Here is a 13,942-nt window from a genome sequence, read left to right on the forward strand (position 1 = left end):
CCCTCAGGAAGGCAATACGGGCTTGCGCGGCCGCGCCAGGCAGGCATAGCCCAGGCCCAACACGCTGAGCACCAGCATACCAAGCAGCACCATCAACTCCCGGCTGTAGCGCGCCACCAGCGCCGGAAAACCGATGAACTCTCGGTACACCTGCACATCCGCCACACCCTCGGCATGGGTGATGCTGATACCACCCTGGCGGATCTGCGAGTAGTCGGCATCGAAGTAGACCCACACCTTGCACGCCCTGCCACGTTCGATCACAGGGATCTCGATCATGGCCGTGGGGGCCTCGTAGAGGGTGTCGTTGCCCGAGCCGTCGCGCACTTGCACCAGGCCCTTGGCCGGCAAGCGCACCTTCACCTCGCGCACCTCGGTGTCACCTGTGTTGCGCAGCTCGATGAGCAAGCCGGTACGGTGATCCACCAGGCCGGCCTCGAACGGTTTGGCGAACAGTTGCGCGTAGGGCGCCTGGGCAAGGTCGATCAGCCTGTCGACCTGATCCTGGCTCAACGCCCCCTGGCCGATGCTGGTGATGCGTGGCTGCAACCGCTCGTACTTGAGCTGGTCGTTGGTCTTGCTGATACGCTCGCTGAACTGGCTTGGGTAAGTGAGGTAGGCGTAGGTCAGGGAAGCTTCAAGGCGGGCGTCGCCCTTGAGCGCCACATAGGCCACCAGCCAGACCATCAGGCCAAGCAACAGGGCTACGAGAAGTTTCCCGATTTTGTCCCAACTCAAGGGTAAATTTCCTTCTGTCACGGCATCGACGGTTCAGAGGCCACAAAGGGTGCCAAGTTCAACACCGCCAGGCAAGCACTCAGTGGCCCCTTAACCCTTCAGGCAAAGCGTTCGACCTGCGCCTGGGTGCGGCGCATCAGCACCTTGCCCTGCCGGATCGACACCAGCGCATGGCCTTGGCTGCGCACCATCTCATAGTCGTCCGGCGCCGACAGCAGCAACAAATTCGCCGGGCGGCCCACCTCGATGCCGTAGCGCTCGCCAAGGTTCAGGGTGCGCGCGCTGTTGTCGGTGATCAGGTCCAGGCAACGTTGCAAGTCTTCGTACCCCAGCATGTGACAGATGTGCAGCCCGGCTTCGAGGATGCGCAGGATGTTGCCATTGCCCAACGGGTACCAGGGGTCGACGATGGAATCCTGGCCGAAGCACACATTCATCCCTGCGCGGTCGATTTCGGCGACACGCGTCAGCCCGCGGCGTTTCGGGTAGCTGTCGAAGCGCCCTTGCAGGTGGATGCTTTCGGTCGGGCACGAAACGAAGTTGATGCCCGACATTTTCAACAGGCGGAACAGTTTGGAGCAGTAGGCATTGTCATACGAGCCCATGGCCGTGGTGTGGCTCGCGGTGACCCGTGCCCCCATCCCGCGTACCCGCGCCTCTTCGGCCAGCACTTCGAGGAAGCGCGACTGCGGGTCGTCGGTTTCGTCGCAATGCACGTCCACCAGGCAGCCCGTGCGCTCGGCCAGGTCCATGAGGAACTTGATCGACGACACGCCCTGGTCGCGGGTGTTCTCGAAATGTGGAATGCCACCGACTACATCGGCGCCCATCGCCACCGCCTCGGTCATCAGCGCCCGCCCGTTGGCGTACGACTCGATGCCCTCCTGCGGAAATGCGACGATCTGCAGGTCGATGAGCTCGCGCACCTCTTCACGCACCTCGACCATCGCCTTGAGCGCGGTGAGCTTGGGGTCGGTCACATCCACGTGGGTCCGCACATGCTGTATGCCATGGTCCACCAGCATGCCGATGGTCTTCTTGGCGCGGGCCTTGATGTCATCGTGGGTGGTGATTGCCTTGCGCTCGGCCCAGCGCTCGATACCTTCGAACAGCGTGCCACTCATGTTCCAGTTCGGCTCGCCAGCGGTGAGGGTGGCATCGAGGTGAATGTGCGGCTCGACGAAAGGCGGCACCACCAGGTTTTGCTGGGCGTCCAGGTCATCGGGGCCGGCGGCCATGACGACATTGGCCTGGGGCACGATGGCGGCGATACGCTCGCCGTCCAGCTCGATGCGCACCAGGCCGGCCTTGCCGCGCAGACGTGCGTTGATGATGTTCATGGAGTTACTCCTTGCCTTGGGCTTCGGTCATGCGCCATATCAGCATAGCGACCGCCGCGTTCATACGGAAAAGCGGGTCGTCCAGCGACTGCCCGCTCAGTTGTTCGATGCGTTGCATTCTTTGATTGATGGTGTTGCGGTGCAAACCCAGGCGCTGACCAGCCTTGAGGCCATTGCCGTTTTCCTTGAGCAGCGCATCGAGGGTGTGCAGCAGTGCATTGGGTTGTTTACGGCCGGGGGCGCGCAGCGGGCCGAGCGTCTGGGCGACGAAGTCATCGAGCAGCGAACGGTCGCCAATACCCTGCAACAGGCGCAATACCCCCAGCTCGCTGAAGTCGCACAGGCCGGTGGCTGGGCGCAGGTTCTGCGCCACCTCCAGGGCCTGGCGCGCCTGGTTGAGGGCCTGGCGGTAATGGCCGCAGTCCTCGGCGGGGCTCGACAGCCCCATGAACAGCCCCATCTCGCCTGCCTGCGCGGCCAGTTGCCGGTGCAGGGCAGCCAGGGCTGCACGCAAGTCCGGGGTATCGGGCAGCAGCAGCACGAACAGGTCACCGGCCAGTTGCGCGGTGACCGCGCCGGCCCGGGCCCGGCACCAGGCTTCAAGCTGGTCTTCCAGGGTTTGGCGGGTGTCCTGCCACAGGCGTTCGCCTTTGGCCAGGCCATGCCGTTCGAACAGCCCATCGACCGCAGACAAGCGCAACGCTACCAGACGCCGTGGCCCGTCCAGGTCGAGCTGCAGGTGCGCGGCCCGCTGCCGGGCGATCGCCAGGCTTGGATAGTCACCGCTCAGCAGCTGCCCGAGGATGTCGTCGCGCGAGCGACGCACCTGGGCCATCTGTACCAGCGCGGTACCGATCAGGTGGGTGACCACCACCATCTTCAGGGCGTAGGGCTGTTCGATCAGTGGCAGCCCCAACTGCTCGGCGCGCTCGATTACCGCGGCCGGAATGCATTGGATGAAGGTGCCTCCCGTGAGGATCACCAGGCCGGCGATACCCACCGCATCGCCGTCTTCGACCAGGCTCAACAGGTTGCCCTCGCCGCGTGGGTGGTTGATGCCGGTGACGAACACCAGTTCGCCGCCCATCACCCATTCGGCGATGCCCTCGTTCTCCGCCACATAGGGCCAGCGCACCCGCCGCTGCAAGTTGCGTGCGCCCGCCCGCACGCTCATCTCGTGCAGGCCGGGCAGGTGCAGGATCTCTTCCAGGGCCAGGCTCACGGCTCGACCCGCGCCTGGCCCAGGGCCCGGCGTCGGCCGCCCAGCTCAAGCAGCACGATGTAGCACAGCGCCGAGGCCCCGATGCCCACCAAGGGCGCCACCCAGGGCGAGGCATAGGCCGCCACCGCACCGACGCCATAGGCGCACAGCCCCAGCAGGTTGTAACGCGGCAGGCTGACCGTGGCCAGGGCCGGATACTTGCCACGGTGGCGGTACCAGAAGTCGGCCATGATCACACCACCCACCGGCGGGATGATCGAGCCCAGCAGTACCAGGAAGGGAATCAGCAACTCGTACATGCCACCGATCGCCAGCACGATGCCCACCCCTGCCGCTACCAGCGTGGCCGTGCGCCGGCGTTCGCTGCGCACCAGGTGGCAAGCTGCGGCGGCAACGTTGTAGAGGGTCGGCCCCTGGATGGTCCACAGGTTGAGGCAGAGCATTACCACCGCTGCGAACGACAGCCCTTGCAGCATCATCACTTCGACGATGTCGGCCTGCTGATAGACCATCGCGCACCAGGCGCCGGCCACGACCATCAGCCCATTGCCGAGCAAAAATGCCACCACACTGGCCGTCACCGCCACCCGCCCACTGCGCGACAGGCGCGTCCAGTTGGTGGCCTGGGTGGCGCCGCTGGCAAAGGTGCCGAAGACCATGGTCACCGCCGCCGAGAACGTCATGGTTTCATGCGGCACCAATGCCGCCAGTTGCTGCAGGCCACCCACGTCGCGGGTGGCGATTGCCATGGAGATGATCAGCAGGGCGAACATCAGCGGTACCGATACCCGCGACAACAGGTCCAGCCCCTTGAAGCCGACCATTGCCGTGATGCTGAAGCCCAACCCGAACAGCACCATCAACGGCACGGTGAACCCCTCGGCCAGCCCAAGCAGCTTGACCAGCACGATCGCCACAGTGGCCGTACCCCACGCATACCAGCCCAGTTCGGCGAAACCGAGCAGGAAGTCCGACAGCCGGCTGCCGGCCTCGCCGAAGCAGAAGCGCCCCATCAGTACAGTGTTCAGCCCGCTGCGCGAAGCGATGAACGCCAGCGCGGCGGCGTAAAGGGCCAGCAGCGTATTGCCAAGGGCGGCGATCCAGAGCATGTCGACGAAGCCGAAGGCCATGCCCAGCTTGCCCCCGGCGAACATCGTGCCGGTGAAGAAGGTGAAACTGAACAGGACCATGGCGATTGGCAACAGGCCCTTGCGGGCGTGCTGCGGCGCCTCGCAAAGCGGGAATTCTGAAGGGGAACTCATTGTCGGGTGCTCCGGGTTGAAGTTGGAGCAGGCAGAGCAATATGCGGGCCGCTTTCTGGCGGGCGCCTGTACCTCGAAATAGCGGGCGCACGGCATGGCAAATAGTGTGCAAGGTGCACAGATGTGCACGTTCCTGATGGTTTTTTATGTGCCAGATGACTCAATTTGAGGCCGCCGCGCACCAAAGCGGGACGCGGCTGGGTAGTTTCCACCCGGCCGCGCTGAAGGCCGACGCGGCCGGTCAGGCCGAAGCGGTGCGTGGCATCAGTTCATAGGGATGCTTCCAGCCCGGGAGCGCCTGGATACGCGCTTTCCACGCCTCGATATGGGTGAACTGAGCCAACGGAATGCCGGTATCTTCCGGCATGAACACATAGCCGGCCAGCGACAGGTCGGCGATGGTCAGGCGCCCACCGACCATAAAGGGCGTTTTCGCCAGGTGCGCATCGACTACCTGGTAAGCCGCCGTGGCGCGCTCTCGCAGAAACTGAGTCACCGGTGTTTCGCCAGCGTTCTTCAGGCAGAAGATGAAGCGCAGCGCCGCGTAATAGGCAGTGAACTTGTGGTTGTCGAACAGCATCCAGCGCCAGATTTCGCGCTTTTCGTCGTCATCGCGCGGGCCGAACTGGCCGGTGCGTTCGGCGAGGTATTCGAGAATGAGCGCCGATTGGGTGATCGTCTTTCCCGCATGCTCCAGCACCGGCACTTCGCCCTGCTCGTTGACCTCATCCCGCCAGCGTTGGTCGCGGGTCTGGCCGTTGAAGAAATCGATGAACACCGGCTGCCAGGCCTGGCCGGTGAGTTCGAGCATAAGTGCGGCTTTATAGGCATTGCCGGATTCGGCGAAGCAATGGAGCGTGTAGTCGGGCATGGTGATCCTTCATTTTCCCAGGGGCGATAGCGCTGTTGGTCAGGGCCGTAAAGGGGCCGCCAGCCCGAGCAGACCATGCCGGCTCGACACGGTCAATGCACACGCGCAAAGTAGAGCGCTACCCCCGCATGCCAGGACGGCCCCTATGCCCTACCCCACACTCCCTCGCACCCTGACCACCCCGCGCACCCGCCTGGTCCGCCCCGACCCGGCGCTTGCAGGGCAATTGCGCCAGGCCCTGCTCGATAGCTATAGCCTGCACCAACCCTTCCTGGCCTGGGCCAAGCCAGACTGGACGCTGCCGGAGGTGCGCGAGAGCCTACAACTGAGTGCCCGTGAGTTTCTCGACCCCGCAGCCGAAAAGCGTTACTTCGTGCTGCACCTGGACAGTGACGCAGTCATTGGCTGCATCGGCCTGCGCCCGGGCAACGCTGAGTACGAGGTGGGTTACTGGGCCAGCCAGGCGTTCACTGGCAAGGGGCTGATGCGCGAAGCATTGACGGGCTTGCTCGATGCCATTGCAACCCCGGTGTGGCTGACCACCGACATCGACAACCAGGCCAGCCAGCGGCTGGCGGAGCGTTCCGGCTTCGTCCGGGCCGGCGCCAAGCTCACCGAACTCGACCCGAGCACGCCGCGCCCGCTCTATCGACGCCCCTGAGCCCCGGTGCTGCTGGCTTTGCGAACGGTGCGCGACGGTATCGATGCATCAAGGGAACTACCGCCTCAGTTCTGCCATCTTACTCACTGAGTGGTATTTCCCTTGGGCTTCACGCTATTGGAGAACACGCTATGCGCCACCTATTGCTCGCCCCTGCGCTGCTGCTCCTGCTTCCAGCCGGTGCTGCCATGGCCCGCGTCGATGCGGGCGACGTCGCTACCTCGGCCGGTGTATCCGCCTCGCTGTATTCGACCTTCAAGGATGACAAACGGATCATCCCCGCCCGTGACGAGCTGTCTGCATTCGTCGCCAGCGGCGGTGCCATTCGCGGCGCCTATGTAGAGTCGGCGTTGGAACAGGCACGCAAGGACAATCCTGGCTTGCAGGCCAGCGATGAGGAGCTGGCTCGAGCCATCTTGTCCCAAGATGACCCAATGGCTCACCACTGAGGCCTGTATGGCGTCAGGGCCACCCAGGTACACGCGTGAGGGGGGCTAGGTTCAGCGGTTAACCCTGCCCAGGTTGAACCGATGCCTATGCCCCGCCCTCTCTACGCCATTGCCTGACGTTCTCGATAGCCTGGGTCCAGGCAACCGCTGCCCAACCCCTTCCCTAAACTACAAGCGCCGTGTTCTGGTCGACGCCTCAGGCCTGTCTCACCCCCACCCGTCCATGCGCATCGTCGCCCGCACCAGCCGCTGCTCCTCCTGCTCGATCTCGCGCAAACTGTCACGAATTCCGTTGATGTGCTCACGCGCCGCCCGCTGCGCCTGCTCCGGCAACTGCTCCATCACGGCGTGATACAGCCGCGCATGCTGGCGGTCGATCTGGCGTTTCTGCGCGGGGCGGCAATACAGGTTGTTGACCGATGCGAACACCGTGCTCAAGGTCAGATCACTGAGCGACTGCAGGGTGTGCACCAGCACCGGGTTGTGCGAGGCCTCGCTGATCGCCCGGTGGAAGGCGTGGTCGCGGTGGGCGTGCTCACGCGCATCCAGCCCTTCGGGCGCGGCGTGGGCGGCGAGCATGTCCTCATAGCGGCGGCGGATCAGCAGGCGGTCCACCTCGGTGGCCCGCAATGCCGCCAGGCGCGCCGACTCGGCCTCGAGCAGCGCGCGCACTTCCAGCAGGTCGAACAAGGTGCGCGGCTGCGAGCTGAACAGGTGCATCAGCGGCGTGATACCCACCTGCTGCCCGGTCAGGTCGGCGACGAACGAGCCACGCCCCTGTTCGGTATCGATGATGCCGCGCCCACGCAGGATGCGCAGGCCCTCACGCAGCGCAGAGCGCGAACAGCCAAGCTTTTCCACCAGGCGCCGCTCCGAAGGCAAGGCCTGACCCACCTTGAGCACACCCTCGACGATCAACCGTTCGACCCGCTCGGCAACCTGGTCGGCGACCTTGGCTTTGCCTTCAGCAACCATGCGCACCCCTCCACTGGTAGGACCACTTCCATAGCTTGCGCCAATCTATACGCCTGAACGGGTAAATAAACAGCAGCAGGCACAAAAACTGGTAGGACCAGTGTGCTTCGCACTCGACCTGGTGCGACCGGGCGCGCAGGCTGCGGGGGTAAGCGGTTTACCCACAACAACAAAAATTGCCGTTGAGTGAGCCTGATGAACATTCTCTACGACGAACGGGTCGATGGGGCGCTGCCTGCCGTTGACCAGCCTGCACTGCTGCAGGCCTTGCGCGAAGCGCTGCCCGACCTTGAGATCCTGCATCGCCGCGAAGACCTGGCACCTTACGAGTGCGACGGCCTCTCTGCATACCGCACCGTGCCCCTGCTGGTGGTGCTGCCCGAGCGTCTGGAGCAGGTGCAGACGTTGCTCAGGCTCTGCCACCTGCGCGGCGTCCCCGTCGTGGCTCGCGGGGCCGGCACGGGGCTGTCAGGCGGCGCATTGCCATTGGCCAAAGGCATCCTGCTGGTCATGGCACGTTTCAACCGCATTCTTGAAGTCAACCCGTTAGGCCGGTTCGCCAGGGTTCAGCCCGGGGTGCGCAACCTGGCCATTTCTCAGGCCGCGGCGCCACACGGCCTGTACTACGCGCCAGACCCTTCTTCGCAAATCGCCTGCTCCATCGGCGGCAACGTCGCGGAAAACGCCGGTGGCGTGCACTGCCTGAAGTACGGTTTGACCGTGCACAACCTGCTCAAAGTGGAGATCCTCACTGTCGAAGGCGAACGCCTGACCCTGGGCAGTGATGCCCTCGACAGCCCTGGTTTCGATCTGCTGGCGCTGTTCACCGGTTCCGAAGGCATGCTCGGCATCGTCACTGAAGTGACCGTCAAGCTGCTGCCCAAGCCTCAGGTCGCTCGGGTCCTGCTGGCCAGTTTCGCCAGTGTGGAGGACGCCGGCCGCGCCGTGGCCGAAATCATCGCGGCCGGGATCATCCCCGGTGGCCTGGAAATGATGGACAACCTGGCGATCCGCGCCGCCGAAGACTTCATCCACGCCGGCTACCCGGTTGAGGCCGCGGCGATCCTGCTATGCGAGCTCGATGGGGTGGAGGCCGACGTGCAGGACGACTGCGAACGCGTGGCAGCGGTACTGCAGCAGGCCGGTGCCGACGAGGTGCGCCTGGCCTGCGACGAGGCCGAGCGGGTGCGCTTCTGGGCTGGCCGCAAGAACGCATTCCCTGCCGTGGGGCGCCTCTCGCCAGACTATTACTGCATGGACGGCACCATCCCGCGCCGCGAACTGCCGCGCGTGCTCAAGGGCATCAGCGAACTGTCCGAACAGTACGGCCTGCGCGTAGCGAACGTGTTCCACGCCGGCGACGGCAACATGCACCCCCTGATCCTGTTCGATGCCAACCTGCCCGGGGAGCTGGAACGCGCCGAAGCCATCGGCGGGCGCATCCTGGAACTGTGCGTGGCAGTGGGCGGCAGCATCACCGGCGAGCATGGTGTGGGCCGCGAGAAAATCAACCAGATGTGCGCGCAGTTCAACAGCGACGAAATCACCCTGTTCCATGCCGTGAAGGCCGCGTTCGATCCCCAAGGGCTGCTCAACCCAGGCAAGAACATCCCCACCCTGCACCGCTGCGCCGAGTTCGGCGCCATGCATGTGCATCACGGCCAACTGCCCTTCCCTGACCTGGAGCGCTTTTGATGAGCCTGGACCGTGACATGAGCCAGGACCTGCTCGAACAGGTCAACCAGGCCTTGAGCCTGAACACCCCGCTGCGCATTCAGGGCAGCAACAGCAAAGCCATGCTGGGCCGCCCGGTGGCCGGGGAGATCGTCGATACCCGCCGCCACCGCGGCATCGTCAGTTACGACCCGACCGAGCTGGTGCTCACTGCTCGCGCCGGTACGCCCCTGCAGGAAATCGAAGCGACGCTGTTCGAGGCCGGGCAGATGCTGCCGTGCGAGCCGCCCCACTTCGGCGCCGGTGCGACCTTGGGTGGCGCGGTCGCGGCGGGGCTGTCCGGGCCGCGCCGGCCCTGGGCCGGTTCGGTACGCGACTATGTGCTCGGCACGCGGGTCATTACCGGCCACGGCAAACTGCTGCGCTTTGGCGGTGAGGTGATGAAAAATGTCGCAGGCTACGACGTGTCGCGGCTGATGGCCGGCAGCTTCGGCTGCCTGGGCCTGCTGACCGAGGTATCGCTGAAGGTGCTGCCACGGCCGCGCCAATGCCTGAGTCTGCGCCTGCCGATGGACCGCCATCAGGCCCTGGCCGAGCTGGTTGAATGGGGCCAGCAGCCATTGCCGATCAGCGCGGCCTGCCACGACGGCGAAGCGCTGTACCTGCGCCTGGAAGGCGGAGAGGGCTCGGTGCAATCGGCCCGTCAGCGCCTGGGCGGCGACGTGCTCGACAGCCGGTTCTGGAGCGAGCTGCGCGAGCAGCGCCTGGCCTTTTTCGACGGCGACGAACCGCTGTGGCGCCTGTCGGTACCGATCGATACCGCCGAACTGGACCTGCCGGGGCGCCAGTTGATCGATTGGGGCGGTGCGCAGCGCTGGCTGAAGTCCAGCGCGCCGGCATCGGTGATCCGCGAGCAGGTGGCCAAGGCCGGCGGCCACGCCACTGGCTTTACCCCAGGCGAGCATAGCAGCGCCCCCCTGCCCGCCGCGTTGATGCGCTACCACCACGCCCTCAAGCGGCAACTCGACCCCCAGGGCCTGTTCAACCCTGGCCGCCTGTACCCGGACCTGTGAGGCCACAGCATGCAAACCAACCTGAGCGAAAGCGCCAAGCGCCTGGCCCGCGCCGAAGAGGCCCAGAGCATCCTGCGCGCGTGCGTGCACTGCGGCTTCTGCACGGCCACCTGCCCCACCTACCAGCTGCTCGGCGATGAACTGGACGGACCGCGCGGGCGCATCTACCTGATCAAGCAAGTGCTCGAAGGTGCACCGGTCACCGCCAGCACCCAACTGCACCTGGACCGCTGCCTGAGCTGTCGCAACTGTGAGACCACCTGCCCGTCAGGGGTCAAATACCATGACCTGCTGGACATCGGCCGCGCCGTGGTCGAGCAGCAGGTGCCCCGCCCGCTCGGCGAGCGCCTGCTGCGCCAGGGTTTGCGTGCAGTGGTGCCGCGCCCGGCGCTGTTCAAGGCGCTGACCCGCGCAGGCCAGGCCCTGCGCCCCGTCCTGCCGGGCACCCTCAAGAGCAAGTTGCCCGCCCAGGTGGCCTCCCCTGGCAAGCGCCCGCCGGTGCGCCACGCGCGCCGCGTGCTGCTGCTTGAAGGCTGCGTGCAGCCGGCCCTGTCGCCCAACACCAACGCCGCCACTGCGCGGTTGCTGGACCGCCTGGGCATCAGCGTCGAGCCAGCGTTCGAAGCCGGCTGCTGTGGCGCGGTGGATTACCACCTCAATGCCCAGGAGCAGGGCCTGCAGCGTGCCCGGCGCAACATCGATGCCTGGTGGCCCGCCATCGAAGCGGGCGCCGAAGCCATCGTGCAGACGGCCAGCGGCTGCGGCGTCTTCGTGCGTGACTACGGCCACCTGCTGGAAAAGGATCCGCTTTACGCGGCCAAGGCTGCACGGGTCAGCGCGCTGTCACGCGACCTGGTGGAAGTGCTGCGCGATGAACCGGTCGAGCAATTGGGCGTGTGCCACGAACAACGCCTGGCGTTTCATTGCCCGTGCACCCTGCAGCACGCCCTCAAGCTCGGTGGCCAGGTGGAGCGCCTGCTGGCCCGGCTGGGCTTCACCCTCACCCCAGTGCCGGACAGCCATTTGTGCTGCGGCTCTGCCGGTACCTACTCGCTGACCCAGCCAGCGCTGTCGCGGCAACTGCGCGATAACCGACTCAACGCGCTGGAAAGCGGCAAGCCGCAAGTCATCGCCACCGCCAACATTGGGTGCCAGACCCACCTCAATGGTGCCGGGCGCACACCGGTACGGCACTGGATCGAAATCGTCGAAGCAGCCCTGAACCCGGAGAACAGCCATGCATAGCAAGCCCGTGATAGGTCAGACCGAAGTTGCCCGCCTGCTTGCAGCCGCGCGCCAGGAGGCTCTGGCGCATCAGTGGAATGTCACCATCGCGGTAGTCGACGACGGCGGCCATCCCCTTGGCCTGGAGCGCATGGATGGCTGCGCGGCAGCCAGCGCCTACATCGCCGTCGAAAAGGCCCGCAGCTCGGCCTTGGGGCGCAAGGAAACGCGTGATTACGAACAGATGGTCAACGGTGGGCGTACCGCGTTCGTCACAGCGCCGCTGCTGACCAGCCTGGAGGGCGGCGTGCCGTTGCGGGTGGATGGCCAGGTGGTTGGTGCCATCGGTGTGTCCGGGGTCAAGCCTGAGCAGGATGCCCAGGTGGCCAAGGCCGGGGCAGCGGCCATCACGTAACCCGCGCCTTGACGACTCACCGCCAACAGAAGAGCCGGGCCGTGGTTGGCTTTCGCAGGTCGACCGCTTGCAAACCACCCGGCCGTCCCTACATGTTCAGAAAATTCCTACCCAACCTCTCGGAAGCGTCCTACTTGCCGCCCACCATCATGGAAAACATGATCGGCTCTTGTGTCCCAGAGGAAGCAGCGCATGCATCCACACACCCGCACCACTGCCGAGCTGCGCAGTACCCTGCGCGAGCTGCTGGCTCATGATGTCAGCAACCCTGACGATGACCCGCACCTGTCGGGCGTACTGTTCTTCTGTGCCACCGACGAGCGCACGCGAGGGCTGATCGAACGCATCGAGTTGCTGGCCAGCGACTTGTTCTTCGACGCCTGCGGCCGCCTCATCGCCCACCGCATCCGCGCCGTTGCCGTCGAGGGTGTGTCCATCAAGCAAAAACGCAAAGCCCCCGCCGACGAGACCGTGATCCGCATTTCGCTGCTAAACAAAGGGTACATCACGGTAAGTACCGCACGATTCTGAAGCTAACAGCCAACGGCGACACCGCCGCAACGCTGTCGCTCAATGCTTACTTTGCCTTTGCCTTTGCCTTTGCTTTTGCTTTTGCTTTTGCTTTTAAAGCGCGCGGTAGCTCAGTCACCGCAAATTGCGACTTCAGGAGGCCGAGCGCAGGTCTTGCGGAGGGAGGTGACGGGCATGGATGCCCGTCAAGCGCTTCGGCCCATGGATGGGCCGTGAGCGCGGTCCTCCCGGGAGCAAGGCCGGAGCGAGGGAACCCCGAAGCGAAGCGTAGGGGCCGGATGACGGGAGCCGGCGGTTTTTGGTCCCTTTTTGCCAAGACAAAAAGGGACCCGCCGTAAGGGCGGAAAGGTGAGTAAGCGCCACCATGGCAACCGGATATGCCCACCCGAATCAAAGCCCCCCCCAACTTCTATCTTGCAGCTTGCAGCTTGCCGCTAACCTAGTGCCCAACCAACCTAGCCCGATACCTCCCCGGACTCTCCCCCGTCCACTTCTTGAACGCCCGATGAAACGCACTAGGCTCCTGAAACCCCGCCTGCTCGGCAATTTCAGCAATGCTCATCACCCCCTCCCGCAACCGCTCGAACGCCATGGCACGCCGCACCTCATCCTTGATCTGCTGATACGAACGCCCTTCGCGCTCCAACTGCCGACGGAATGTACTGGCACTGATACCCTGCCACTGCGCCATGGCCGCCAACGTCGGCCATTGCCCATAGCGCCGGGCACGCAGATGCCGGTACACCTGCGCCACCAACCCATTCTGATTGCGAAACCGGATGACCAACCCCTGCGGCGCACTCCGCAGGAAAGTTTTCAGACCCGCCAAGTCCTGAACCACCGGCAAACGCAAGTAGGCACTGTCGAACTCCACCTCGGTACGCCCGCTGCCCAGCCGCAAGTCCGGGCCCCACAGCAACAAGTCGTCGTCCTGTGCCGGGCGCGCCACGGCAAGCTCAGTGCGGTCGATGGCCAGACGGCGCCCGGCCAACCAGCACAGCAGGCCCACCACCAGTACAAGATAGGTCTCCTCGGCATACACCCGGGTCAACGGGTCGGCAATGTCCGAATGCACACTGATCACCGCCCGCCCCGCGCGCACCGTCAGGTTGCCCCGCAGGTCACGCAGAAACAGGCTGAAATTGCCCAGGCATTGGCGCAGTGCCTTGTCCAGGTTCGGTTCCTGAATAAGGCCGCGGCAGATCAAGGCAAAGCTGCCCAGCGGCATGCCATGGCTGTCCAGGCGAAAGAACTCATCGTCCAGCAGCTGGATCTGCGTCAGCCATAGCTGGGCGAACGCCTTGGCCGGTACCCGGGCCTGCGGCTGGTCGAGCACCGCCGGGTCGATGCCCACTGCACGCAAATGCGCATCACGCACCCCGGGCTGGTCGCGCAGGGCATGGAACATGGCATTGAGAAAGTACACCGCGACCGAATCGCTATCGCGCATGGCGTTATTCGCTGTCTATGCTGAGTGGCAAAAAGTGCCAGGTTGACTGAACAGATC

The 13,942-nt window shown here is 64.9% G+C and carries 14 protein-coding genes; 7 read left to right on the forward strand and 7 right to left on the reverse strand.

Going from position 1 to position 13,942, the window contains the following annotated elements; all coding sequences use genetic code 11:
• Positions 1-3 precede the first annotated feature (3 nt).
• The 5 genes from ACIPZH_RS00925 to ACIPZH_RS00945 all read right to left on the reverse strand — a co-directional run bounded on the left by ACIPZH_RS00925 (position 4) and on the right by ACIPZH_RS00945 (position 5,433).
• Positions 4-738, reverse strand: a complete 735-nt coding sequence (locus ACIPZH_RS00925; RefSeq protein WP_400634640.1) for a hypothetical protein — start codon at positions 736-738, stop codon at positions 4-6.
• Positions 739-836: 98 nt separating this feature from the next.
• Entirely contained in the window at positions 837-2,078 is a 1,242-nt protein-coding gene (codA, locus tag ACIPZH_RS00930) for a cytosine deaminase (RefSeq protein ID WP_267823208.1), read from the reverse strand.
• Positions 2,079-2,082: 4 nt separating this feature from the next.
• Positions 2,083-3,300, reverse strand: a complete 1,218-nt coding sequence (locus tag ACIPZH_RS00935; protein WP_400634641.1) for a PucR family transcriptional regulator — start codon at positions 3,298-3,300, stop codon at positions 2,083-2,085.
• On the reverse strand, positions 3,297-4,562 hold the full coding sequence (codB, locus tag ACIPZH_RS00940) for a cytosine permease (protein WP_400634642.1): 1,266 nt from the start codon (positions 4,560-4,562) through the stop codon (positions 3,297-3,299). Before codB ends, ACIPZH_RS00935 begins: the two co-directional genes overlap by 4 nt.
• 241 nt (positions 4,563-4,803) lie before the next feature.
• Positions 4,804-5,433 (reverse strand): glutathione S-transferase family protein, encoded by a 630-nt coding sequence (locus ACIPZH_RS00945; protein WP_400634643.1) that lies wholly within the window; start codon positions 5,431-5,433, stop codon positions 4,804-4,806.
• 145 nt (positions 5,434-5,578) lie between these two features.
• Here ACIPZH_RS00945 and ACIPZH_RS00950 point away from each other — a divergent pair, with 145 nt between their 5' ends.
• Together ACIPZH_RS00950 and ACIPZH_RS00955 are read left to right on the forward strand one after the other, a co-directional pair.
• The gene (locus tag ACIPZH_RS00950; RefSeq protein WP_400634644.1) at positions 5,579-6,094 is read left to right on the forward strand and encodes a GNAT family N-acetyltransferase; all 516 of its coding nucleotides are present in this window, start codon (positions 5,579-5,581) and stop codon (positions 6,092-6,094) included.
• A 131-nt stretch (positions 6,095-6,225) separates the two neighbouring features.
• Positions 6,226-6,543, forward strand: a complete 318-nt coding sequence (locus ACIPZH_RS00955) for a DUF2388 domain-containing protein (RefSeq protein ID WP_241805871.1) — start codon at positions 6,226-6,228, stop codon at positions 6,541-6,543.
• 207 nt (positions 6,544-6,750) lie between these two features.
• On the opposite strand, the gene glcC is transcribed toward ACIPZH_RS00955, so the two are convergent.
• Positions 6,751-7,518: a transcriptional regulator GlcC gene (gene glcC, locus ACIPZH_RS00960; RefSeq protein WP_400634645.1), complete on the reverse strand. Its 768-nt coding sequence runs from the start codon at positions 7,516-7,518 to the stop codon at positions 6,751-6,753.
• A 195-nt stretch (positions 7,519-7,713) separates the two neighbouring features.
• Here glcC and glcD point away from each other — a divergent pair, with 195 nt between their 5' ends.
• The 5 genes from glcD to ACIPZH_RS00985 all read left to right on the forward strand — a co-directional run bounded on the left by glcD (position 7,714) and on the right by ACIPZH_RS00985 (position 12,435).
• Entirely contained in the window at positions 7,714-9,213 is a 1,500-nt protein-coding gene (gene glcD / locus ACIPZH_RS00965) for a glycolate oxidase subunit GlcD (protein ID WP_400625111.1), read from the forward strand.
• Complete coding sequence (gene glcE, locus ACIPZH_RS00970) at positions 9,213-10,265, forward strand: glycolate oxidase subunit GlcE (protein ID WP_400634646.1); 1,053 nt, start codon at positions 9,213-9,215, stop codon at positions 10,263-10,265. Before glcD ends, glcE begins: the two co-directional genes overlap by 1 nt.
• Before the next feature lie 9 nt (positions 10,266-10,274).
• Positions 10,275-11,510, forward strand: a complete 1,236-nt coding sequence (gene glcF / locus ACIPZH_RS00975) for a glycolate oxidase subunit GlcF (RefSeq protein ID WP_400634647.1) — start codon at positions 10,275-10,277, stop codon at positions 11,508-11,510.
• Positions 11,503-11,904, forward strand: a complete 402-nt coding sequence (locus ACIPZH_RS00980) for a heme-binding protein (protein ID WP_400634648.1) — start codon at positions 11,503-11,505, stop codon at positions 11,902-11,904. Before glcF ends, ACIPZH_RS00980 begins: the two co-directional genes overlap by 8 nt.
• Before the next feature lie 192 nt (positions 11,905-12,096).
• Complete coding sequence (locus tag ACIPZH_RS00985; RefSeq protein WP_400625117.1) at positions 12,097-12,435, forward strand: hypothetical protein; 339 nt, start codon at positions 12,097-12,099, stop codon at positions 12,433-12,435.
• Between the two features lie 439 nt (positions 12,436-12,874).
• On the opposite strand, the gene ACIPZH_RS00990 is transcribed toward ACIPZH_RS00985, so the two are convergent.
• Positions 12,875-13,885, reverse strand: a complete 1,011-nt coding sequence (locus ACIPZH_RS00990; RefSeq protein ID WP_267823185.1) for an AraC family transcriptional regulator — start codon at positions 13,883-13,885, stop codon at positions 12,875-12,877.
• Positions 13,886-13,942 lie beyond the last annotated feature (57 nt).

Origin of the sequence: Pseudomonas sp. NPDC089758 (genome assembly GCF_044748705.1) — a bacterium.
Taxonomy (GTDB): Bacteria; Pseudomonadota; Gammaproteobacteria; order Pseudomonadales; family Pseudomonadaceae; genus Aquipseudomonas; species Aquipseudomonas putida_X.